The organism is Acinetobacter sp. C13 (genome assembly GCF_016809775.1).
Classification (GTDB): Bacteria; Pseudomonadota; Gammaproteobacteria; order Pseudomonadales; family Moraxellaceae; genus Acinetobacter; species Acinetobacter pittii.
Window position 1 is genome coordinate 679,265 of record NZ_JAFBJL010000002.1, and the last position, 23,456, is coordinate 702,720.

Below are 23,456 nucleotides of genomic sequence, written 5' to 3' on the forward strand. Positions count from 1 at the left end.
AATATTTTTAATAAAAAAAGGAGACCGTATTGATCTCCTTTTTGTGACACATTGAATGTCAGTTTTTGATTACCATTTATGGCTATAAGAAACTTTCAGCGTTGCACCATTTGCTACTAAATGGCTAGTGTTAGTACCAGATCTTAATAATTGGCTATAGAGAGGGTAGTACTTGCGGTTAAACATATTCTCTAAACCAATCGTCACAGTGTCTTTTTTGTTAAGCGCAAAGCTACTGATTAAATCTGCTGTTGTATAGGTTTTTACATCAGCACGACCAGTGATAGTAGCATCATTTAAACGGTAATCTTTTGAACCGAAGTAAGTCGCTTGTAGACGGTTGGTCCAAGTTTCCGTTGGGCTATAAGAAATATAACCTGTGAGTTTTAATGGTGGAATACGGAAGCCCGTCATGTCTTGTTCAGCACCATCTTGCGGTTTTTCGCGACCTTTCATCCACGTAACACTACCACCAGTTCCCCAAACATTAGCATCGTCAAGATAGTCAAAAGTTGCTTCAACACCACTAACTTTTTCTTTGGTTCTAGTAAGTGCCAGACCATTGCTGAAAGACTGCACAGCGCCTAGATCAGAAGTAGAGTGGAAGACTGCTAAGCTTGATGAAAAGTTATTGAAGTTCCCTTTCCAGCCCAACTCATAGTTATCAACTTTTACAGGTTCTAAAAATGAAGATGATAATTCATAATTTTTTTTCTTATCAGTATTATCTGCATTACGAATAATCACACCCACATCAGGTAATTGGAAACCTTGATTAAACGATGCATAAATCGAGTGCTGGTCATTTGGAGAGAAAGTCAAATTGGCATTGTATAACCATGCATCAGCTTTTACTTTCCCACCTTGATATACATAAGGGTTTGGCTTATATGATTGTGTTTTAGGATCAAATTGTGATAATGGAATAAAACTATCAATTTGGGCATAGCTATCTTCATAGCGTGTACCTGCTTCAGCCGACCATTGGTCATTAAAGCGATGTTTTAAATGTACAAAGCCACCAACACTTTGTGTGGTAAGTTCAGGTAAATAAATGAGCTTACCAGTTTTTACAAAATCTAGGCCACCAGATTGGTCATAAATATCAGGATTGAAAGTATCTAAAGGCATTTCGCTTTTTTCACGGCTAAAGTCACCCCCCCAAACTAGGGATGTATCACCTAAAAACTCAAGTGGTGTGGTAACAGTTAAACGGCTACCGAGTATGTTATTTTCTTGATAGATCTGATCTACGTTTCCACCCCGATTCGGATTTTTTCGTGCATCAAATGGTGAAAAACGTGTAAAGAAGTCGCGGTAATAAATTTGAGCATCAATCTTATTGCCAAAAAAGTCCTTATGGTTATAGGTTAAATTGTAGATTTGGTTTTCGTTTTTAGTCTGGTCTTTAAGCTTTAAGCCTTTAATGGCTTTTGCTGGTACAGTTCCAGCAGGAGCATTCTTAACGCTTGGGTCAGATGCATAATCTGAGTCTTGCTCGGCATTATAATAGTTTGCAGCAAACTGTAGGTATTGGTTGTCATCAATATGGTAACCAAGTTTACCACCTACGCTGTAAGCATCGGCATCATATAAATCGCCTTGACTTGGTTCCGGTGCAACACGGTCACCACTTGCATCGTACGGACTACCAATACGTTGGTAACCAAAGTCGAGCGCATAGTCAAAAGCGTTAAAGCTGCCTGTGAAATATTGATGAATATCGCCACTTAAAGCATTAGAACGGAAATTTGTTAAAGGTGTTTGAAGCCCAACGACTGTTTTTGCTGTAGGTTCGCCACCAGCCGCTTTCGTAGTAATTGAAATAATACCGCCAGAAGCACCGCCACCATAAATTGCGTTACTGCCTCGAATCACTTCAATGTTGGCAATGCTTTCAGGGTCAATTGCTGAAAGTCCTCTTGATGTGTCGCGTGTCAGGTTCATTGGAACGCCATCGACCAAGATGAGAGCATTACGACCACGTAAAGTTTGACCATAATCGGTAATGGTTCGGCTTGAGTCTGATAGGCCCGGTACGGCTTTTGCTAAAACAGTTGCAATACTGCCAGATGAACCATTTCTTAAAAGTTCAATTTGTTTTTCATCTAGTTTGGTGACTTGCTTGGCAGAAGTAGAAAGTTCATCTGCGCGTGAAGCGGTAATTGTAATTGTAGGAAGTGCCTCAGGCTTTTTTTCAACATCTGTTGTCTCAGAGGTTGAGGCTGCAAAGGCCGAGTTTGAGAGAAAGATGGCCCCACCAAGTGAAAGGAGTGGAATGATATTTTTTACTTCAGACTTCCTGGTAAAAAGTTTGTGACTTTTTATCTTATTTCCCATTGTCTCGCCCTGAGAGTGATTTTAAATTGAGCGAATTATAAATGAGAATCATTGTAATTAACAATATGATTAATTGCTTAAAAATAATATATTTGAAATTTATTCAATGAATTAGGGGAGTAGGTGTCTATTCCCCCAAAAAATTGAATAGTGATTAGATTTCTTTAAAAGCATTTAGGTGATTTTGATGGGCACGACGAATAATGCTACGGTCATCACCAAGCACAAAAAGCAGAACGGATTGTTGTTTCCACGCTGCAATATCCTCTGACTTTCGAGGAATAGCACAGAAATGTTTTTGACTATTTCTAATCTTAGCATACATCTCTTGAACTTTTTCTTTCACTTTTGGATGACTGGATTGCCACGGCAGTCCCATAGATTGAGAAAGGTCGGCAGCACCCTCAAGAATAATATCGATACCTTTGTTAAAAATCATAAAATAACCGTGACTTATATCACGTTTAATTAAGATAAATTCATCTAATTCAATTTTATATTGATTAGTATTTTAGGATATTTAAGGCTCAACTTTTTATTATGTTTGATTTTAATTTGCGAATAAAATTGAAATTTGCTGATAAAATGTAATTTTTTATTATTGAATATTAATAATAATAATTATCATTTGTATTTGCAATTAAATATGGATATTCTCCGTAGGTATTTATCCCTCCACAGAGTAATCCTGATGAGATCAATCACAAATAAAATTGCCTTGCAGCATTTAGTGAACTCATATTTACAAGAAACAGGTCATGGACGTTTTCTCTCTTTAACAGAACAATCTCCTCATTTGACAGAAAGAGGTAAGGGCAAAGTTTTACTGAGTATCCCTTTACATGCAATCAATGGGTTTCTTTATGCACCGATTGAGTATTTTAGTCAGGTAGGGCGGCACCGTTTTGCTGACTTGCCGTGGGTCGAGCGGGAAGGTCAATATTTGGCACTTAGTCCTGTAAATATTGCGTCAAATCTACTGGAAAATTTAATTGAACAATCCAAAGCTCAGCAGCTTGATGCATCTTCATTGCTGGAATGTTGGATTCAGAGTCACAAAGCACTGCAGCAATTTCTCAGTCATCGTGAACCAAATTTTGATCAGATTATAGCAAAACAGCAAAATTTTATTCAGAGTGAACAGGCATTGGTACTTGGCCACAGCATGCATCCTTCACCCAAAAGCCGACAGGGTTTTGTACAAGATGACTGGAAGATTTTTTCACCTGAAACACAGAATACCTTCAAAATGCAATTTCTATATGTGCACCCAGAACATATTGCTTCGGATAATGCACATAAAATTGATATTCCTACACAGTTCAAACATGATTTAGAACCATATTTCAATGCGTTCCACCGAGCAAAAATAGCTCAGTTTCCTGAATATGCCTTGTTGCCTTTACATCCATGGCAGGCACGTTATCTAAAGGATAAGGACTGGTATCAACAGCTTCTACATGAAGAGAAATTGATTGATTTTGGCGCGTTAGGCTGGGATGTCAAAGCAACAACTTCAGTGCGTACGCTGTACAGTGAGCAATCACCTTGGATGTTCAAGGCATCAATGACTGTGGCTGTGACTAATTCAGTTCGGGTCAATCTGTATAAGGAATGCCACCGTGGTTTGTTGAGTTATCAACTGTGGCATGATGATTGTCTAAGTGAATTCAGGCAGCGAAATCCGAACCTTCAGGCTTTGAGTGATCCTGCTTGGATTGCATTGAAATTTGGTGGTCAAGTGCTGGATGAAACCATCTGTATTTTGCGTGAAAATCCATTTAAGGTCAGTGATGATGTGACTTGTATTGCTTCATTGTGTCAGGATCATCCTATATTGGCAAAAAATCGTTTCAGTGAAATTTTTGCAGATATTTCAAAACAAACAGGTCAATCTCAGTCACAAGTTGCCTTGCTGTGGTTTGATCGCTTCCTGGAAATGACCATTCTACCATTGATGGAGTTGTATCATGAATATGGAATGGCTTTTGAAGCACATCAACAGAATACCTTGATTGAACTGGAACAGGGTATGCCTAAAACAGTATGGTTTAGGGATAATCAAGGATTTTACTATATCCGTGAGCTTGCCACAGAAATTTTGAAACATTATCCGACATTGGCAACAGATGGTCAGGCAGTATGCCCATTGTCACTGGTAGATGAACGTTTCCGTTATTACTTTATTGGTAATACCTTATTCGGTCTGATTAATGCCATAGGTATGACTGGCGCCGTTCAGGAGCAACAATTAATAGAAATGCTGCAATCCTACTTGTTGCAGGCCTATCAGAAATATCCTGAAAGCAATTTATTAAAGACTGTTTTACATCATGAAACTTTTCCTTATAAAGGCAATATGATGACACGTCTGTATGAGCTGGATGAGTTACAAGCTGATATTTCTCAGCAATCAATCTATGTTGATTTAAAAAATCCACTCTATGTTAGACAAGTCATTGAGGAGGCCGACTATGCTTGATTTCATAGGTGTTGGTCTGGGGCCCTTTAATCTAAGTCTTGCTGCGTTGGTGAATCAGCATGCTTCATTGAAATATTGTTTCTTTGAAAAACGGGAAAATTTTGACTGGCATGCAGGATTACAGCTGCCAGGTGCGATGTTGCAGGTCCCTTTTATGGCCGATTTGGTCAGTCTGGTTGAGCCGACAAGCCCTTATAGCTTTCTGAACTATTTAAAGGCACAGCAACGCCTCTATAAGTTTTACTTTCGTGAGAATTTGTATATTCCGCGCAAAGAATACAACCATTATTGCCAGTGGGTGGTGCAGCAGTTGCATGATCTACATTTTGGTCATCGAGTGGTGGACGTTGCTCCAATCTCTGGCGGTTTTCAGGTGATTGCTGAACAGTGTGGACGATTGTCCATTCATCAGACCCGCAAACTGGTATTAGGGGTAGGAACAGTACCGCGACTACCCAAACCATTACAAACAATTTCAGAACAAACCGCATCTTGTTTGCACTCTTCAAGCTATCTACAGCAGTGTGCCGATAATCTTTCTGGCAATGTGGTACTGATTGGCTCTGGTCAGTCTGCGGCGGAAATTTTTATTGATTTATTTGATCAGCAGATTTCATCAGAAACAGGCAAGCCCAGATTCCATTTATATTGGTTGACTCGCTCCGCAGGTTTTTCACCCATGGAAAATACACCATTGGGTCTGGAAAGCTTCAGTCCAGATTACATGCGTTATTTCTACCATTTACCAGAAGCTCTCAAGGATACTCTGCCAACTGCACAAGCCCACTTGTACAAGGGAATCAGTAGCAGAACTATTCAGGAAATCTATGAACGCCTTTATCACCGTAGTATTGGGCAAGCGGATACCTGTGTGACTATTGCTGGCAACTATCAGTTGGAGAATGCACAGTTACTTGGTCCGAATAATATTCAACTTGAGTTTTTACAGATTCAGCAACAGCAGATGTTGAAACTCAGAGCAAGTACAGTGATTGCAGCAACGGGTTATCAATATCCTGCACAGACATTTCTGAATAAGCTAAATGACAGGATTGTATTAGATACCCAGCAACGCTGGAAAATTAGTGAGCATCATCAACTGCAGTATCAAGGGGATGGTGAGATTTATGTACAAAATACCAGTCTCCAACATCATGGCGTTGGTACTCCAGATCTGGGATTGGGTGCATTCCGTTCCGCACGGATTGCCAATCAGATTTTGGAAGAAAACTATTTTGATGTAGACGGGAAACAAGGCTTTCAGGATTTTCAGCTTGATAATCAGGCCTTGACGACTGAATTCCAGATGAATAATTCCCGAACAAATACAGTCATGCCGCATCCCTGTGGGAAAACCGATGATCAGTATTTAAAAGTCATGAGCAAATAACACAGGGGACAGGAGATGGCTGAACAGCCACAATCACTGTTGCAAGCAGAAAATCCTGTATCTACAGGGTTACAACGTTGGGTGATGATCTGTGTGATGTTGGGGACTGGCACCGTCAGTATAAACAACAGTAGTTTTAACCCCGCTATTCCTCAGTTGATGCATGATTTTCAGATTAATGAAACAGCAGTTAGCTGGGTCATGGTTATTTTTCTGCTTAGTATGAGCCTGAGTCTATTGCTTACAGGTTATTTGAGTCAGAGATTTGGTAAACGTCAAGTATATCTGACTGCGCTGACAGTCTTTGGTTTGAGCTCGCTATATGGTGCTTTTGCTGGGCATTTTGAAACTGTACTGCTGGTTCGTGCCTTACAAGGCTTTTCAAGTGGATTGATGATCCCTCTGTCACTGGGAATTATATTTATGGTAACTCCGCGTGCGCAGCGGGGCAGTGCTACGGGATTATGGGGTGCCATGATCATGCTGACTTTGGCATGTGGACCCATGCTGGGTGCACTGGTTTTGGTGTGGTGGAACTGGCAGACCTTATTTTTATTGAATGTTCCCTTGGCGATCTGTGCATTAGTGATGGGGTTACGGTGGTTGCCGTCACAGCAGACTAATGTGAGATTGTTGCGTTTTGACTGGAGTGGTTTTGTCCTGCTTGCTGTGGGTATTGTAGTGTTGTTACTCAGCTTGAGTGGAATCCAACATTTGAGTGACATTCAAACGTCTGAGTTTATGCTGTTGTTCAGTATAGGCATTACGGCATGTTGTGGCTTTTTCTGGTTTAGTCGTAATAAGCCCAATGCTTTAATTGACTGGCAACTGTTTACCAGTAGTGGTTTTAACTACAGTGTGATTATTTCAGTTGTGCATACCATCGGACTGTTCATTACCTTACTCCTGATCCCGCTACTGTTACAGAATACTTTAAAACTCAGTCCAGTGTGGACAGGATTAATCCTGATGAGTAGTGCACTGACCACCAGTCTATGTAGTCAATGGGCAGGTAAATATCTCGATCAACATGGTGCACGACAATTAATCTGTTTTGGTCTTCTGTTGACTGTTGCTGCATTTGCTGGTCTGGCATTGATTCCTGGCACACATGTTATATCCCTAATGTTTTGTATGATCTTGCATGGGCTGGGATTTGGTTTGTCCTATATGCCAGCGACAACAGCTGGGTTAAATAGTCTGGAAGATCAGGAACTGGTGACTCAGGGAGCAGCTGTTAATAACTTACTGCGCCGGATCTGCGCTGCGATTGCTGTCGTGATTGCTGCACTCTATCTACAAATTCGTACACACAATATTCCATATTTACCAGAACCCGCAATTGCTCAAATTCATGCGATACGGGAACTGTTTTTGATCTGTGCAGGCGTAATGCTGTTGGCATTACCCGCGGCATGGAGGTTTCCGAGTCAAAAGCAAGCGGACGTTTTGGTCCAAAATCAATAAAGGTAAAAATAATGGGCAATTTACATCCAGCACTTTCCACGACCACACATTCTGTGAATACAAGTACTTTGGCTTGGCAGCAACCTGATCAAGCCACGATGAAAAAAGTTGAACAGCGTGTGATTAAACAATTGCTACAGGCATTGATTTATGAAGAGGTGATTCCAGCCCAGTTTGAGGATGGTGTTTTTTATATAGATGTGATCAATTCACAAAGGCAATCGGTACGTTATATAGCTGCAGGACAGCGACATCTCAGTTTTGGCCTAGTACGCATGAATGCTACAGATGTCATCCGTGAGGATCATCAGGGACAGAAAACGGTTGCACAATTGAATTTAGTCATTGATGAGGTTATCCGAAGTATTCCACAGGCAGCCCAGATTGATGGTTTTATCAGTGAGTTGAAGCGAACTTTTATTCATGATGTGCAGTCTCAGCACTGCCAGAATGAGTATGTACTACCAGCAGCACAATATAGTTATGATGTGCTGGAAACCTATCTGATGGATGGTCATCCCTATCATCCTTGCTATAAATCCCGAGTGGGTTTTAATCTGCAGGATAATCTGAAATATGGGGTGGAATATGCACAACCTATCCATCTGGTATGGATTGCAGTACATCAGTCCATATTTTCCCATAATGCATCCAGTCATTTAAATGCGGATGATTTCCTGCAGCAGCAGTTGACTGAACAGGATCAGAAAGAGTTTACAAAGGTTTTGGGTCAGCAAAAAAATGCAGATGAGTATATTTGGTTACCCGTTCATCCATGGCAATGGGAAAATACTATTGTGCATGTGTTCTTTAAGGAAATTGCTGAACAGAAGATTGTTTATCTGGGACGAGGCGAATATGCCTATATTGCTCAGCAGTCACTGAGAACACTGACCAATTTACAACATCCTGAAAAGCCTTATATCAAATTGTCCATGAGTCTGACAAATACCTCAAGTTCACGGATATTGGCGACACATACAGCAATGAATGGGCCGTTAATTACAGATTGGCTACAGGGTTTAAAAAAGAACAGTGAAATTGCCCAAAAATTGGATTTTGATATTCTTGGTGAAGTACATGCCTCAGCAGTGGATTTCACTCGTCTACCTGAATCACATGCCAAACAGGCATATGGAACTATTGCCAGTTTGTGGCGTGAAAGTGTTCAGCAGTATCTAAAATCTGGTGAAGATGCTATTCCTCTGAATGGAATTGGTCATGTCCAGAAGGATGGGAAGTTACTGATCGCACCTTGGCTGGATCAGTATGGTGTGGATGCATGGGTTGGGCAATTGCTGTCTGTGGTCATTCAGCCAATTCTATATTTACTCTTTGCTGAAGGAATTGGAACTGAATCGCATGGGCAAAATATTATTTTGGTTCATCGTAATGGCTGGCCAGTACGAATCATTTTAAAGGATTTTCATGATGGGGTCCGCTTCAGTCCTGATCATCTGACCCATCCAGAAGCTTTTCCGGTCTTGCATGCATTACCCGCAGAACATGCGAAAGCTAATCGTATGTCATTTATTCTCACGGATGACCTAAATGCAGTGCGGGATTTTAGTTGCGCTTGTCTATTCTTTGTTGCATTGAGTGATATTGCCATAACACTAAAACAGCACCTTGACTTTAGTGAACAGGTCTTCTGGCAAAAAGCAGCAGATATTATTCATCATTTTCAGCAGCAATATCCCGAACACCAGTCACGCTATGCTGTGTTTGATGTATTTGCAGAGAAATATTGTATTGAATCGCTAACCCGCCGCCGCTTATTCGGTGATGGTGATGTACAGATGCGTTATGTAAATAACCCTCTGTTCCATTTCCGTCAGCCTGTTTAGGGGAATAAATAAATGAATACCATGGTGTTTTCACCTGCCGTTTCAGGGCAGGAGATATTGATGGATTTGGTTAATAGTCTACTTGCTGAGCAATATATTTCAGAATCGGAGATCCTAACAAAGGATGAGGCTCAACGACTATGTAGACAAAGGTTTCAGCGTGGACTTGAAACAATTTTTGACAGTTATACAGCTGGAGAGCATTTTGCAGTTTTATTTAATTCTGCACAGACTGAGTGTTTGATTCTACCGCTGAAACAGGGTTTGAAACAGCGTTGGCAGATGTATGTTGGAGCATCAATCTGTAAGCTTAGCTTGGACGAAGCACAGGATTATCATGTTCAGAAACTAAGTGCATTGCAGCTATTTGACTTCATGCAGCAATTACACTGCTTCAACTCTGCTAATACATCAAAACTGGCAGATTTTCGTGCAGATTTAAAACAGGCAATGTTGCATGCAGAATTGTCTCAGCAACATCAATTGTCCTTCTCAGAATGGTTAACTCAGCATCCCGCAGACTTATTTATACAGCTTGAGCAGTATGCTGCTTTGCGGGATCGTCCCTATCATCCGCTGGCCAAATTAAAGGACGGTTTTAGTCCCGATGAATATCAGTATTTCAGTCCTGAATTTGCTCAGGATATGAATGTTCACTGGGTTGCAGTAAATAAAGAAAAGTTGGTCTATGGGAAGGATATTACTGAGATCAGCAGGCAGCAACCTGCACGTATTTTTCTGAATGCGGAACAGTTCCTGATATTGAAACAGGAGTGCGATGAAAAAGCGCTGGGGGATAGCTATTTAGCAATTCCCCTACATGCGTGGCAGTTCAAGCATGTGCTGTCCGACAAATTTTCTGAAGAGTTGCACCATAAGGATATTATCCCTTTAGCGTTCCAGTCTAGCGGCTGGTACGCCAGTTCGTCACTAAGAAGTCTTCTTTCAGCGACACAGCCACAGGATAGTCTAAAATTACCACTTGCAGTTAAGTCTTTGGGTTCATTGCGTTTTTTGCCGATTGTAAAAATGATCAATGGGCAAAAAAATCAGCAATTATTGCAGCTTGCTAAGCAAAAAGATGAGGTACTGAAGAGACGTCTGTGGTTATGCGATGAAAATCAATGGTGGGCATATCTTCCAGACCAACAGGATAATTTAACGCCAGATAATTTAATGCTGTTCAATGAACGGCCGATGCATCTCGCTGCACAGCGCCGTAGAATTCCTGCTGAGTTGTTACAAGCACCTTATCAGATTATTCCTATGGCTAGCTTAGGGCAACTGATGGATGGGCAGGGATGTGTATTTGATTTGATTCTCAAATGGCAGAATTTAACGATCACACCACAGCATATCTGCAATACTTTTGCTGCATTATGCCGTGATTTCTTTGAGGTGAATTTGCGCCTGTTCCGTCTTGGTTTGATGGGCGAAATTCACGGCCAAAATATTTGTATTGTACTAGAACACGGGAAATTCGCTGGTTTCATGCTCCGTGACCATGATTCTGTCCGTATTTATCAGCCGTGGATGCAGCAGCAGGGTCTGCCTGATCCGGAGTACCTGAGTCCACATGATTTTCGTATTACGCTGTATCACGACAGTGTGAAAAGTTTGATTCTCTATCTGCAAACACTCGGTATACAGGTCAATTTGGCGAGTATCTTGGAAACTGTTGCAGAGTTCTATCAGATTGACTCGGCGGATTTATGGCGCGTATTGGCTCAGCAGTTACAGCAAGCGCTGAATGATGTGCCATTTACGGATACAGCCCGCGCTGAATTAAAGCATATCCTGTTTGATAGTGAGTTGTGGCCATATAAGCAACTGATCCGTCCGCTACTTGAGCAAGATAATCGGGTAGGAAGTATGCCAAGCAGTATGGGAACTGTGCCGAATGTATTCAGGAGTGTTGTTTAATTTCATGAATAGAGAAAACTCAGGTGTGCAGTCACAGATTGCAGTATTGAATATTGAGTCTGGTTTGAAAATGACAGAATCTAATATCCCAGTACTTCGGCAGTTGCTGGCTGAACGCTTGAATATTCAATTTGATGTGCTACCTGTAGAGGATCAGCAGATACTTAGTTTTACAGATCTGCTAAATCCCTCTGCATGTCTGACAGCATTAAATGATTTTGGTTCCCGCGTGGGTGCAGTGAGTTTAACCTGCACTACATCCATGTTCATTAAATATTGGGCTGTTCCTCTGTTATTTCCATATTTTTATGCCTTGACTTCTGAGGAAATTGATTTGCCATGGGAAATATCCTGTATTTCTACAGTATTGCCTCCTGACTGGTATTGGGATAGAACACTGCATCTGATTAATCTGCCTCAATTACAGCATGGAATCAGTAGAAAACAGCAATCTTTTGAAGGATACGTGCGATTCATTCTAGATGACCTGCAAAAGTTATTTGATGTCCTCGCCCGTATAGGGAAAGTACAGAAATTTTTGTTGTGGGAAAATACTGCATTACGAATTCTGCAATTTTACGACATGATGAACAGAAAAGGGGGGAGCCAAGCTTTACTCAGCCGTATCCAGTTTCAACGGCAGTTTTTGATAGATTTACCCGCAGCTGATCTGGGTCTAAAACAGAACCCATTTTATTTACTGGATCAGAGTCGGCAACAATCGTCCACCACCTACCAACGTAAAAAATGCTGCTTTTATTTTCAGTTACCTGAAGCACAGAAAGAATATTGTGCAAGCTGTCCATTACTGAGACAGGATGAACACAGAGGTGAATACTCATGCAAGACCAGTTAAATAATTTAATCCAGAGCTATGCAGGTATTGCCAGCTCAACTATTGGTCATGTACTGGACCAAGGGCATTTACCACAGATTCATGCGATTAACCAAATTGGACATGTTGTGGGTCGAGTGCGTACGGCGACATTGCATTCAGTCAATGGTATGGCACTGCGTCAGGCTTTGCTGAACAGTCAACCAGGTGATGTACTGGTCATTGATGCACGTCAGTTGGAACATCGTGCCTGTTGGGGAGAACAGCGACATCGCGCTGCCATATTTCATCAGCTTGCCGCTGTAGTGATATTGGGTGCTGTAACGGATGTAACTGCTTTACGAAACATGAAAGTCCCCGTTTTTGCTTCATCGGTCAGTTGTCTGACTACACGTCAGCAGGGCGAGAGTGTGGTGGAGTTTAACCAGCAAATACATATGGGAGATACTTGTATTTCCTCTGGCGACTTAATGGTTGGAGATGCTGATGGTGTATTTATTTTGAGTCCAGATATTGCCCGTCATCATCTTGAAAAGTTTCAGCAAATGGAAATCCAAGAACGGCAGAAACGGGATCAGTTTTTTAGTGAACATTCAGCACAGGATTATTACCACTTTACTGCATCTGCATGAAATTGAATTGAGTAAATATTTATGATGACATTATCTTCACAGCTGTTGGATGAGTTCCATTACGAGGAAAGAGGAATAGCCTATGGATTAAGGGCTGTGCAACTCCCGCAGGATTTTCCATTATTGTATAAATGGATGCATGAACCTCATGTGATTCCCCAGTGGCAGCTAAATAAACCAGAGCTTGAACTGGCAGTTTATTTTGAAAAGATGATTTGTGATGATCATCAGCGTTTATTTATTATTACGATTGAACATACTGATGTTGGTTATCTTGAGATATATGAAGCCAAGCGCGATCGACTGGCGCTTTATTATGATGCTGATGAATCTGATCTGGGCTGGCATATTTTACTCGGTGAAAAACATGTGCTTGGGCAAGGGCATTTCAGAGCTGTCATGCGCATGATGAGTTATTTTATTTTTGAAAATACAGCTGCCAGTAAAATTGTGGGGGAACCGGATGAAAATGTAAAATCTTATGCCTATATTGCAGAAGATATCGCTTACCAAGCGCAGAAAAAAATAAAGATGTTGGAAAAAACAGCAGTTCTATATCATTGTTATCGAAATGAATTTTACTCACGCTGTGGAAGTTATCGGCAACGTAATGGGCTAAATGAATCAGAAATGAAAGTACGGTAAAATATAATAAATCAACAACTTCATTTTTTATTTCGAATAGTCAGGACCAGTTTGATATACAGCATCATTTTTCATAATCATATGCTCCTACATACCATCTTAATCCATGAGCGATTAAAGAATGAGGGGCAAGTTTTTTGGGAAAACCTAACTCAGACTGTTAAAAAAGTCGAATTTTAATATCTATATTTCTCTCTAATAGAATAAGAGAGGCTACATGAAATTGTGAAAAATTGATTGATAATTAACCGTTAAACGTGACAAATCATTAAAAAAGTCCAGACACTAGGGTTGGACTTTTTATTAAATAATAAGGCATATTACGTTAATTTTAGAAAATTTAGAACAGTCCCTCCCAGTTCTAAATTTAATAATTTATAGTATAACTTATCACAAAAGTACGACCTTCGGCTGGGATTGCTAACAATGAGTTAGCATTGGTTACTGCTGCTTGTTGAGCGAATACAGTTTTATATTGATTTCCCCATAGATTATAGACACCAAAGTCCACACGACCTTTCGCCACAGGGAAATGTGCTAATACATCCATGGTTGTATAACCTTTAATCTCTGCTGCGCTATTACTATCACTCAGTCCAGCTGATTTTAACTTTAGATCGTCTTTATAAGCTTTATCAGTTCCTTTGATCGCAAGCATTTGAGCACGTACACCATAGCCTGCCGTATTATTCCATTCGGCAAACAACGTACCTTTCATTGGTGAAACTGCAAAAGCATTTAACTCATGCCAATTATTGGCTCCATCCTTGTACTGGCCTCTTGTATAACCTAAAGTCCCACCTACCTTATAATTTTCCATGAATGGGTAACTTACTGTTGCTTCAGCCCCATAAATTCGCTGGTCGGTATCAACAACATTTACAGAACGATCCGAGTTAAATTGAACGACTTTATCAGAAGTATTATAAAAACCTGTTAGGCCCAAATTTAAACCTTTATCTTGGTTCAAGCGCCAGCCTAGTTCATAGCTATTCACAGTGATCGGAGCAATACCAGACGTAGTTAAGGTATATGCTGCAACATCACGTAATACACGTTGCACATCTGGATAACTGTATCCTTGTGAAAAGTTAGCATAGACTTGCTGAGCATCAGTGAGTTTATAGACAGCACCTAGGTTAAACAGGAATTTATCTGAATCTGTAGAGTCTGCAGCCATTAATGTATACGGCTTACGTGCAGTTAAATAGCTGTCTGTGTCCGCTTGAACATATTGGTAACGCACTCCAGCTTGAATATTAAGCTGATCTGTTACTGCATAGTCCCCTTGTATAAAGGTGCCAATATTCTGGATTTCAGTATCTGGTCCTGAGCCTTGTTTTTCTCCAGTTGGGGTATAAACTAAACCATTATTGCTTGGTGTATAGTAGTCCGCCCACTGATGATCTTTTTCCCAGTCATAGTCTAAGCCATAAGTTAGTTTTAAATCACGGTCAGCAACAATAAGATCAGACTGTAAAGTTGAACGAATACCTGCATAATCCACATTTGATTGACTTTGCTTTACACTAACACCGTCAGCTGAATATCCATAAGGTACAAAGCGTGACTTCTCCTTTCGATAATACGCTTCCACATTCAGAACTTGACCTAAGAAATCCTGATTTTGGTACTGTGTATTAAAAGCATAACGTTCAGTAAACGGCTGATTATCTAAGCTCCAACCTTTGACAGCTTTGTAAGATGGATCTGTTTTTGTGAGCAAATAAGAATAATCAGGCCCATATTCTGTATCTTGTTCATCTTTATAGTACTGAGTACCAAAACTAAGAGTCTGATTATCTGTTAAATTAAAGTTTACACGACCATTCACATCAATGGTGTCAGTATCCATAGTGCTACCCTGCCAAGGGCTTAATGAAATACGATCCCCATTACCATCAAATTGAGAACCTCGATTGGTATAGTCTATGCCAAGAAAACCGTCGACTTTATCATTTGCAAATGAAGCCGTTTGGCCAACTTGATAAGCCAGGCTGTCACTGCGGAAATTATCGGCCGATGTCACACCTAATTTTGTTTGAAAGCTAACAGGCTTAGACTTGTCAGCACGTTTGGTAATAATATTAATAATTCCGCCAGTCGCACCTGAACCATAGATACTGGTCGCACCTGAAACTACTTCAATATGATCAATCATATTTGGGCTAATACTATTCAACTGACGGGCTACATCACGTGAACCTGTTTGTGATACGCCATCAATCATCACCAGTACATTACGTCCACGCATAGTTTGACCATAATTACTACTCGTTCCACTGCTTGGTGCTAAAGATGGAACTAGTTGTGCCAAAACATCTGCAACTTTACGACCTGGACCAGCCTGTTGCGCAATTTCATCAGCAGAAATGGTCTGAACTGTTCCTGCAATTTCAGCAATGCTTTTGGGTGTACGTGTCGCTGTTATCACAATTGTCGGAAGTTTAGCTTCAGCATTTTGTGATTCAGTAGTTGTTTTAATTGAATCATCGGCATAAAGATGGGTACAAATTGCTGTTGTAAGGAAGCAAAGACTGAAGTGTGACAAGCGCATTGTTATACCCAATTAGTAAGTATTAATATTGATGCAAATAGTATTCATTATCATTACAGATGTAAATAGTAGTCATTACTATTATGGATATAAAATCTTTATTGGTTATTTAACATGGTAAGCCCCCCTAAAAATACAGGGTTATGCGATTATGGACGCCCTAGTGAATTTTCCAGCTTATAAGGGGCGAGTGGATTTTGGAATTTATAACGTGTGGAATAAAGACTATCACACGGTTTATAGCCAGCAGTCAGAAATTACCTTTTCACCAGTATCTAGTATGCGGACCTAAGGGCATACCTTTGGTTTGAGTCATACTTTTAATTATTAATTGATTTTAGCTAAAAGCTGGTGCTGAGTGTTTAAATTTCGCTTATCATCAGCTTTTTTATTATTTATATAATTCAAATTTTTTACTGATATAAGTATCGCCATGAGCGTGGTTCAAAGCTGTTTAGTTTCAGCAAACCTCAGCAACTACTGCGATTCATAAGCCAAATAATTTACAGCAACGTCAACAATACGAGATGCACATGTTAGCTATTAGTTTGAAATGTAAGAATGATTAAGAGAGGAGATTTTGATCAAGTGGCAGTTATTGATATGAAAATGTCTGAAAATGATACGCTTAGATAGATATGATCATTTCCATAAGCGCTATATTTTCAATGGATCAGTTGAGCCTAGAAAATATAGGAATGCGTGTTTCGCATTTTGTCTTATGGGTCTTTCAAGCTGTCTTTGTCATAAAAGACAGCTTTTTTTATGGCGATTTGATGAGTAGAAAAGTTATGAACGATAGCGATGTTTAGCTTGTTCATAAGCCTCAAGATTAATGCATTGAGCACCCAAGCTTGTGATTTGTGCTTGGTCGAGTTGAAGTTCATCCCATTTTTGCATTTGCTCGAGCAGCCAATAAAAGTCTTCTACTTTTGGAAGTGCACTTTCTTTTACTAAATGACGAACAATATCCTGAATCATATAGTATTTGTCGACATGTACTTCTTCTGAACAATGGAAGCGCACAATTCCAAACTCGACTAATAATTTTAAAATTGGAGCAAAATCGTCTAACTCACTCAATTCTTGTTGGGCTTTCATAATTGCCGTGGTGAGTGCAACTAGTGTTTGTGGATGCTGTTCAGCCCATTCTTGAGTTACGGCTAAAACCTTATCAGCCACACGAGGAATAATGTTTTGACTTGAGCAAATCATTTTACTTAAACCCAGAAGCTCGCCTTGAGTATTCCAAGGTTCTCCTACACAAAAACCATCAATCACATGTTTGTCTAATGCTTCAACCATATAAGGTGGCGGTAATGTTTTGAGCTGGATAGATTGAGCAAGTTCAGGGTTTGCTAAAGCGAGCCACTCTCTTAAACAATAATGGTGAATAGAATGCTTAAATACATGCGCTAAAGAAATGGAGTGACCTTGTTCAAGATAGCTTGCCACTTTTTGCGCTGTTACTTGGGCCGTATCATTTTTTTGAATTGCAAGTTGATGAGTAAGTTTTTGACTTAAGCTAATGAAAGCACGGTTTTCACTTAAAACCAGTGATGTTTGCAGTGGCGTGCCAATTTGATCTGTGCCGACAGCCGCCGCAGGTAACATTGCAGATAAGCAATGCGCTGCATCTAATAGACCAAAAGCAAGACGGTCTCGAAGACTTGCCCAAGATGCTTCTTTAACTAAAGTGACATCTAAACCGACTTCCTCAAAGAAGCCTCTTTGTTTTGCCCAAAGCAATGCAAGACAATCAAGCAAAGGAATATAGCCGAGTTGTAATTGAGTCTTTTCTAATGTGCTCATTTATTCATCCTTTAGTTGATTGTTGAGTAATTTTTGGGCATCAAGTAACCGCCGTGCCATTTCTCCAATCGTTATACGGTGACTCATGGCATTTTTTCTAAGAAGTTGGAAAGCTGTATCTTCAGGCAGCCCGTGGAGTTGCATGAGTAACACTTTGGCCTTTTCAACATCTTTACGGTCAGCCAGTTTGGTTTGAGCCTCTTTTAAATCACCTTCGAGTTTTTTGTGCTTTTTATATTGCTCAATCGAGATTTCTAAAATGGTATGTAAACGGGCAGGGTCTATGCCATCTACGATATAAGCCGTTACTCCCGCATCAATGGCTTGTTTGATGGTGTCTTTATCTGAATTTTTAGTGAACAGGACAGTCGGTAGGTCATAGCTACTCACACAACTTTCAATAATGTCACGATGAGGATGATCCATATCGAGCAAGATCACATCGGCTTGTAAATGCTCGAGACGAAAAATGTTTAAATGGTCCAAAGTAAGGCAAGCGACCACTTCAAAATCATTTTCAAGCAGACTTTTTCTTATATAGTCTGCTCGCGCATGATCATCATCAATAAGGGCTATTTTGAGTTTTGGCATAAGTTCAGAAAATCAGGCTAAGAAAATGCGCCAATTCGACGCGTTTTTTGTTATCAGGTTTTAAGCAAGATTAGTGCCATCCAAAACTAAACAAAAAATCCAGTTTAAGTGGCATTTCAGCGAGCTAAAGAATTAATGTGGTCAGTCTTGGTGCAAAAATACGATTCATTTTGTGGCAAGACATATTTTTATCTTAACCATTTAAGTGTACCGCGATGGGGCAAATAGAATAAGACATTATTTTTATAAGATAGCTGGCGAAATTATATCTATATGAAATTAAAAATAAAAAATTAATAAATTAAATTTATATAAGAATTGGCATGCAAAATGCTTACTTAATTACAGGTCGAAGACGACCATAAGTTTTAAAGACGGCCAACGATGTCCGTTCTGATCGAATTTGTGAGTGCAACTGTGCACACAAAGAATTTACGTTCAGTCGGAGTGAAGGCCATGTCTTTATTTTTATTGCATAAAAAAGTTACATCTGAATTATCTAATTTTTCAGTTCCAGCGATGCGAGCCTTCTCTATGGGGGGGCTCGCTTTTTTTATTTCTTTTTATGACTTTGCTGTGCATTGGGTGTCATTAACGAGTGGGAAAAATGGATTCCAAGCAGCTACATGCTTTGTGAGATTGATTCGCTTCTCGGTAGAACACAAGGCAAAAAAACAACGTCTATTTGAGAACGCAATAACGCAGCTTAAAAGCAACGTGATTTGAGGAGAAACACTATGAAATTGGTAATGATTGGTCATGGTATGGTGGGCCACAAATTCATCGAAGCCATTTTAGAAAAAGCAGATGATGAACTGGAAATCACGATTCTCGCGGAAGAACCTCGTATCGCCTATGACCGTGTACATTTGACAGAATATTTCTCTGGGAAATCAGCAAAAGATTTATCTTTGGCGCGTTTTGACTTTGCTGATGCTCATGGCATTGACTTACGTCTAAATACAAAAGCAACTGCAATTGATACAGCTGCACAAACAGTCACAACCAATCATGGTGATGTCATTAGCTATGACAAATTGGTGTTGGCAACTGGTTCGTATGCATTCGTTCCACCAATTCCGGGTAATGACCGTGAAAACTGCTTCGTTTACCGTACGATTGAAGACTTAGACGCGATTCGTGCAGCGAGTCTTAATGCAAAAACAGGTGTAGTGATTGGTGGTGGTTTACTTGGACTTGAGGCTGCAAAAGCTTTACGTGATTTAGATTTAGAAACACATGTTGTTGAGTTTGCGCCACGTTTAATGGCAGTTCAAATTGATGATTTGGGCGGTAAAGTTTTACGCCGTAAAATTGAAGACCTTGGTGTAAAAGTTCATACACAAAAAGCGACACAATCTATCGAATGTGGCAACAGCACTACACATGTAATGAAATTTGCAGATGGTAGCGAGCTTGAAGCAGATGTCATTTTATTCTCTGCGGGGATCCGTCCACGTGATGAACTTGCACGTAACAGTGGTCTCGCGATTGGTGAGCGTGGCGGTATTGTCATTAATGATTACTGCCAAACTTCAGATAACAATATTTATGCCATTGGTGAATGTGCGCTTTGGCAAAATAAAATTTATGGTTTGGTTGCACCGGGCTATGACATGGCACGTATTGCAGCAAAACATATTTTAGATGAAGAGTGTCATTGCTTCGCTGGTGCAGACATGAGCACCAAGTTGAAGTTGATGGGGGTGGACGTTGCTTCTGTAGGTGATGCACATGCCATGACTCCGGGTGCATTAAGCTATTTCTATGCAGATGAGCATGCACTGGTTTATAAAAAGATAGTTGTAAATGCAGATAAAACCAAATTGCTGGGTGCGGTTTTGGTGGGTGATGCCAAAGAATACAACGATCTTTTACAAATGATGTTAAACGGTCTGGCTTTACCTGAGGTTCCTGAAAGCTTGATTATGCCTGGTTTTGAACAATCAGCAGGTAAGTCTGGTGGTAGCGGTGTAGATTTACTTCCAGACAGCGCAACCATTTGTTCATGTAACAACGTATCAAAAGCAGACATCTGCCAAGCAATTAGCGATGGTTCGACCTCTTTAGGTGCATTAAAGAAATGCACCAAAGCAGCAACAGCCTGTGGTGGCTGTGCACCATTAGTGACACAAGTGTTGAAGTCAGAGTTACAACGTCAAGGTGTAACTGTAAATAACCACATTTGCGAACACTTCCCGTACTCGCGTCAAGAGTTGTATCACTTGGTTCGTGTCAATGAAATCAAAACTTTTGATGATTTGATTCATCAACATGGTCATGGTCTAGGATGCGATATATGTAAACCTGCTGCCGCAAATATTCTGGCATCTTGCTGGAACGATTTCGTACTTGAGCCAAGTCATGCAGGCTTACAAGACAGTAATGACTACTATTTGGGTAATATCCAAAAAGACGGTTCTTACTCGGTTGTACCGCGTATGGCAGGTGGTGAGGTGACTCCAGATGGTTTAATCGCGATTGGTCAAATTGCGAAGAAATATAACTTGTACACCAAAATTACTGGCGGTCAACGTGTTGACATGTTCGGGGCGCAAGTTCATGAGCTTCCATTCATTTGGGAAGAGCTGAATGCTGCGGGCTTCGAGTCTGGTCATGCTTACGGTAAATCATTGCGTACCGTGAAATCTTGTGTGGGTAGCACATGGTGCCGTTACGGGGTAGACAACTCCGTTGGTTTAGCGATTGAACTTGAAAACCGCTACAAAGGTTTACGTTCACCGCATAAATTAAAAATGGCAGTGTCTGGCTGTACTCGTGAGTGTGCGGAAGCGCAAGGTAAAGACGTGGGTATTATCGCGACCGAAAAAGGTTGGAACCTTTATGTCTGTGGTAACGGTGGTATGAAACCACGTCATGCAGAGTTACTTGCATCTGACCTTGATAAAGCAACGCTCATCCGTTACATCGACCGTTTCTATATGTTCTACATCCAAACCGCAGATCGTTTACAACGTACGAGTGTATGGCGCGACAACATGGAAGGTGGCTTAGATTACCTTAAATCTGTAGTTGTGGACGATTCACTTGGTTTGGCTGCCGAGCTTGAACGCCGCATGGAACACATCATTGGCACATATCAAGACGAATGGCGTACTGCGGTGGAAAATCCTGAAGTTCGTAAACGCTTCCAAACGTATATCAATGCAGAAGCGAGTGAACAGGCCGATCCACACATTCAATTTACAACTGAACGTGGTCAAATTCGTCCATTAACAGAAGCTGAACGTTCAGAAGACCGTATTCCAATGGTTGAAGCATAAAGGAGAGTTTCTATGAATATTGTACAAGACAAAAATATGCTTCCTGATGATCAATGGATTGATGTGTGTGCACTCGATGATTTAACCGCAAACACTGGCGCGGGTGCGCTAGTGGGTGGACAAGCGGTAGCAATTTTTCGTGTAGGACATGAAAAACGTGTTTACGTGCTGAGTAATAAAGATCCGTTTAGCCAAGCGAATGTGATGAGCCGCGGCATTATTGGAGATTTACAAGGCGAACGCGTCGTTGCATCGCCAATCTATAAACAACATTTTAGTTTGGCAACGGGCCGTTGTTTAGAAGATAAAGACCAAAAATTGGCAGTTTATCCGAGCAAAATTGTTGATGGCCGTGTTTGGGTCAATGCGGTGCCGCAAAAAACTTATATTACCAATACAGGTGTATCACAAGACAAACTTAAACTGGTGCTGATCGGGAATGGTTTGGCAGGGATGCGTTGTCTAGAAGATTTACTTGATATGGCCCCAGACCGTTATGAAGTCACGGTGATTGGTGAAGAACCTTGGGGTAACTATAACCGCATTATGTTATCTCCGGTTTTATCGGGTGAAAAAACCATTGAAGACATTATGTTGCATCCACCAAAGTGGTATGACGATAAAGGCATTAAATTTATTGCCGGTGATAAAGCCGTAAAAATTGATCGCCCACGTAAAGTGGTTTACACCGAAAAAGGCCAGACAGTTGATTATGACCGTTTAATTTTGGCGACAGGTTCGGCTCCGTTTATTCCACCAGTTCAAGGTGTCGACTTAAAAGGCGTTTTAACTTTCCGTGATATCTATGACGTTAACACTATGATTGAGTACTGCGGTTCAAAAACCAATGCAGTCGTGATTGGTGGTGGTTTACTCGGTTTAGAAGCTGCGTATGGTTTAAAACAACGCGGTATGAATGTCACAGTATTGCATTTGATGGACCGTATTATGGAACGTCAACTTGATGGTCGTGCGAGCCAGTTATTACGTCATAGCATTGAGCAAAAAGGCATTCAAATCATTACCGAAGCCAATACTGAAGCATTAATTGGTGATGAAAATGGGCATGTGAAGCAAATTCGGTTGAAAGATGGCACAGTTTTAGACGCAGACCTTGTGGTGTTTGCTGTGGGCATTCGTCCAAATATTGCTTTGGCACAAAGTGCTGGTTTACGTTGCAATCGCGGTGTATTGGTGAATGACACCATGCAAACATTTGACCCAAGTATTTACGCGGTGGGTGAGTGTATTGAACACCGTGGTCAAACTTTTGGTTTGGTTGAACCACTATGGGGTCAAGCTTTTATTTGCGCGACCCATTTGGCTGAACACGGCAGCTTAACTTTTAAAGCACCCACTGTACCGACTCAGTTAAAAGTCAGTGGTGTCGATGTATTCTCTGCTGGCAATTTTGAGCCTAAAGATGATTATGAAGACATTATCCTGAACGATGAAAAACGCCAGATTTATAAGCGTATTATCATTCAAAGCGATCGAGTAATCGGTGCAGTATTGTTTGGTGATACTGAAGATGGCATGTGGTATGCAGAGTTAATTGCAGACCAAACCCCTGTTTCTTCATTTAGAAATAAACTGCTATTTGGTCGAGATTTTGCATTAAAAAATGCAGGCTAAATAGGGAAAGGAGCAG

Annotated in this window: 15 protein-coding genes and 2 pseudogenes; 12 read left to right on the forward strand and 5 right to left on the reverse strand. The window is 40.6% G+C overall.

The features are described from left to right. Window positions 1-69: 69 nt before the first annotated feature. Window positions 70-2,340: a TonB-dependent receptor gene (locus JGE69_RS08415; protein WP_199112781.1), complete on the reverse strand. Its 2,271-nt coding sequence runs from the start codon at window positions 2,338-2,340 to the stop codon at window positions 70-72. Window positions 2,341-2,494: 154 nt separating this feature from the next. Next, window positions 2,495-2,767 (reverse strand): annotated as a pseudogene (locus JGE69_RS08420) (aldolase); the annotation flags it as partial. A gap of 264 nt (window positions 2,768-3,031) precedes the next feature. Between JGE69_RS08420 and JGE69_RS08425 the strand changes: the two are divergent. Genes JGE69_RS08425 through JGE69_RS08460 form a run of 8 tightly spaced genes read left to right on the forward strand, consistent with a single transcriptional unit; the run spans window position 3,032 to window position 13,561 of the window. After that, entirely contained in the window at window positions 3,032-4,822 is a 1,791-nt protein-coding gene (locus JGE69_RS08425) for an IucA/IucC family protein (protein ID WP_104074382.1), read from the forward strand. Next, the gene (locus JGE69_RS08430) at window positions 4,815-6,212 is read left to right on the forward strand and encodes a lysine N(6)-hydroxylase/L-ornithine N(5)-oxygenase family protein (RefSeq protein ID WP_199112780.1); all 1,398 of its coding nucleotides are present in this window, start codon (window positions 4,815-4,817) and stop codon (window positions 6,210-6,212) included. Before JGE69_RS08425 ends, JGE69_RS08430 begins: the two co-directional genes overlap by 8 nt. 15 nt (window positions 6,213-6,227) lie before the next feature. After that, window positions 6,228-7,679, forward strand: a complete 1,452-nt coding sequence (locus JGE69_RS08435; protein ID WP_199112778.1) for an MFS transporter — start codon at window positions 6,228-6,230, stop codon at window positions 7,677-7,679. 11 nt (window positions 7,680-7,690) lie between these two features. After that, window positions 7,691-9,526: an IucA/IucC family protein gene (locus tag JGE69_RS08440; RefSeq protein WP_069123566.1), complete on the forward strand. Its 1,836-nt coding sequence runs from the start codon at window positions 7,691-7,693 to the stop codon at window positions 9,524-9,526. A 12-nt stretch (window positions 9,527-9,538) separates the two neighbouring features. After that, window positions 9,539-11,449, forward strand: a complete 1,911-nt coding sequence (locus JGE69_RS08445; protein WP_199112777.1) for an IucA/IucC family protein — start codon at window positions 9,539-9,541, stop codon at window positions 11,447-11,449. Continuing rightward, window positions 11,427-12,305 (forward strand): (2Fe-2S)-binding protein, encoded by an 879-nt coding sequence (locus JGE69_RS08450; RefSeq protein ID WP_199112776.1) that lies wholly within the window; start codon window positions 11,427-11,429, stop codon window positions 12,303-12,305. Before JGE69_RS08445 ends, JGE69_RS08450 begins: the two co-directional genes overlap by 23 nt. After that, window positions 12,290-12,916 carry an RraA family protein gene (locus JGE69_RS08455; protein ID WP_069123562.1) on the forward strand — a complete coding sequence of 209 codons (627 nt, stop codon included), beginning with the start codon at window positions 12,290-12,292 and terminating at the stop codon, window positions 12,914-12,916. Before JGE69_RS08450 ends, JGE69_RS08455 begins: the two co-directional genes overlap by 16 nt. A 21-nt stretch (window positions 12,917-12,937) precedes the next feature. After that, window positions 12,938-13,561, forward strand: a complete 624-nt coding sequence (locus tag JGE69_RS08460) for a GNAT family N-acetyltransferase (RefSeq protein WP_069123561.1) — start codon at window positions 12,938-12,940, stop codon at window positions 13,559-13,561. Window positions 13,562-13,928: 367 nt separating this feature from the next. On the opposite strand, the gene JGE69_RS08465 is transcribed toward JGE69_RS08460, so the two are convergent. Then, window positions 13,929-16,118, reverse strand: a complete 2,190-nt coding sequence (locus JGE69_RS08465) for a TonB-dependent receptor (RefSeq protein ID WP_199112775.1) — start codon at window positions 16,116-16,118, stop codon at window positions 13,929-13,931. Window positions 16,119-16,786: 668 nt separating this feature from the next. On the opposite strand from JGE69_RS08465, the pseudogene JGE69_RS08470 reads away from it, so the two are divergent. Further along, a pseudogene (locus JGE69_RS08470) lies at window positions 16,787-16,902 on the forward strand (hypothetical protein). 5 nt (window positions 16,903-16,907) lie between these two features. Here JGE69_RS08470 and JGE69_RS08475 read toward each other — a convergent pair. Both JGE69_RS08475 and JGE69_RS08480 read right to left on the reverse strand, forming a co-directional pair. Then, a complete protein-coding gene (locus JGE69_RS08475) occupies window positions 16,908-17,930 on the reverse strand; it encodes an ABC transporter substrate-binding protein (RefSeq protein WP_086399503.1) in 1,023 nt (340 codons plus the stop codon). Then, window positions 17,931-18,521: an ANTAR domain-containing response regulator gene (locus JGE69_RS08480; protein ID WP_002115726.1), complete on the reverse strand. Its 591-nt coding sequence runs from the start codon at window positions 18,519-18,521 to the stop codon at window positions 17,931-17,933. It lies immediately after the preceding gene. A gap of 384 nt (window positions 18,522-18,905) precedes the next feature. Here JGE69_RS08480 and JGE69_RS08485 point away from each other — a divergent pair, with 384 nt between their 5' ends. The 3 genes from JGE69_RS08485 to nirD are packed head-to-tail and all read left to right on the forward strand — an operon-like array spanning window position 18,906 to window position 23,440. Next, window positions 18,906-19,247 (forward strand): hypothetical protein, encoded by a 342-nt coding sequence (locus tag JGE69_RS08485; protein ID WP_017480941.1) that lies wholly within the window; start codon window positions 18,906-18,908, stop codon window positions 19,245-19,247. Between the two features lie 11 nt (window positions 19,248-19,258). Next, on the forward strand, window positions 19,259-21,805 hold the full coding sequence (gene nirB, locus JGE69_RS08490; protein ID WP_199112774.1) for a nitrite reductase large subunit NirB: 2,547 nt from the start codon (window positions 19,259-19,261) through the stop codon (window positions 21,803-21,805). 12 nt (window positions 21,806-21,817) lie between these two features. Continuing rightward, entirely contained in the window at window positions 21,818-23,440 is a 1,623-nt protein-coding gene (gene nirD, locus JGE69_RS08495) for a nitrite reductase small subunit NirD (RefSeq protein ID WP_199112773.1), read from the forward strand. The last annotated feature ends 16 nt before the right edge of the window (window positions 23,441-23,456 follow it).

Excerpts from the sequence above, each read along its gene's own strand:
- JGE69_RS08415 (WP_199112781.1), bottom strand. The coding sequence starts at position 2,340 with ATGGGAAATAAGATAAAAAGTCACAAACTTTTTACCAGGAAGTCTGAA.
- JGE69_RS08425 (WP_104074382.1), top strand. The coding sequence starts at position 3,032 with ATGAGATCAATCACAAATAAAATTGCCTTGCAGCATTTAGTGAACTCA.
- JGE69_RS08430 (WP_199112780.1), top strand. The coding sequence starts at position 4,815 with ATGCTTGATTTCATAGGTGTTGGTCTGGGGCCCTTTAATCTAAGTCTT.
- JGE69_RS08435 (WP_199112778.1), top strand. The coding sequence starts at position 6,228 with ATGGCTGAACAGCCACAATCACTGTTGCAAGCAGAAAATCCTGTATCT.
- JGE69_RS08440 (WP_069123566.1), top strand. The coding sequence starts at position 7,691 with ATGGGCAATTTACATCCAGCACTTTCCACGACCACACATTCTGTGAAT.
- JGE69_RS08445 (WP_199112777.1), top strand. The coding sequence starts at position 9,539 with ATGAATACCATGGTGTTTTCACCTGCCGTTTCAGGGCAGGAGATATTG.
- JGE69_RS08450 (WP_199112776.1), top strand. The coding sequence starts at position 11,427 with ATGTATTCAGGAGTGTTGTTTAATTTCATGAATAGAGAAAACTCAGGT.
- JGE69_RS08455 (WP_069123562.1), top strand. The coding sequence starts at position 12,290 with ATGCAAGACCAGTTAAATAATTTAATCCAGAGCTATGCAGGTATTGCC.
- JGE69_RS08460 (WP_069123561.1), top strand. The coding sequence starts at position 12,938 with ATGATGACATTATCTTCACAGCTGTTGGATGAGTTCCATTACGAGGAA.
- JGE69_RS08465 (WP_199112775.1), bottom strand. The coding sequence starts at position 16,118 with ATGCGCTTGTCACACTTCAGTCTTTGCTTCCTTACAACAGCAATTTGT.
- JGE69_RS08475 (WP_086399503.1), bottom strand. The coding sequence starts at position 17,930 with ATGAGCACATTAGAAAAGACTCAATTACAACTCGGCTATATTCCTTTG.
- JGE69_RS08480 (WP_002115726.1), bottom strand. The coding sequence starts at position 18,521 with ATGCCAAAACTCAAAATAGCCCTTATTGATGATGATCATGCGCGAGCA.
- JGE69_RS08485 (WP_017480941.1), top strand. The coding sequence starts at position 18,906 with ATGTCCGTTCTGATCGAATTTGTGAGTGCAACTGTGCACACAAAGAAT.
- nirB (WP_199112774.1), top strand. The coding sequence starts at position 19,259 with ATGAAATTGGTAATGATTGGTCATGGTATGGTGGGCCACAAATTCATC.
- nirD (WP_199112773.1), top strand. The coding sequence starts at position 21,818 with ATGAATATTGTACAAGACAAAAATATGCTTCCTGATGATCAATGGATT.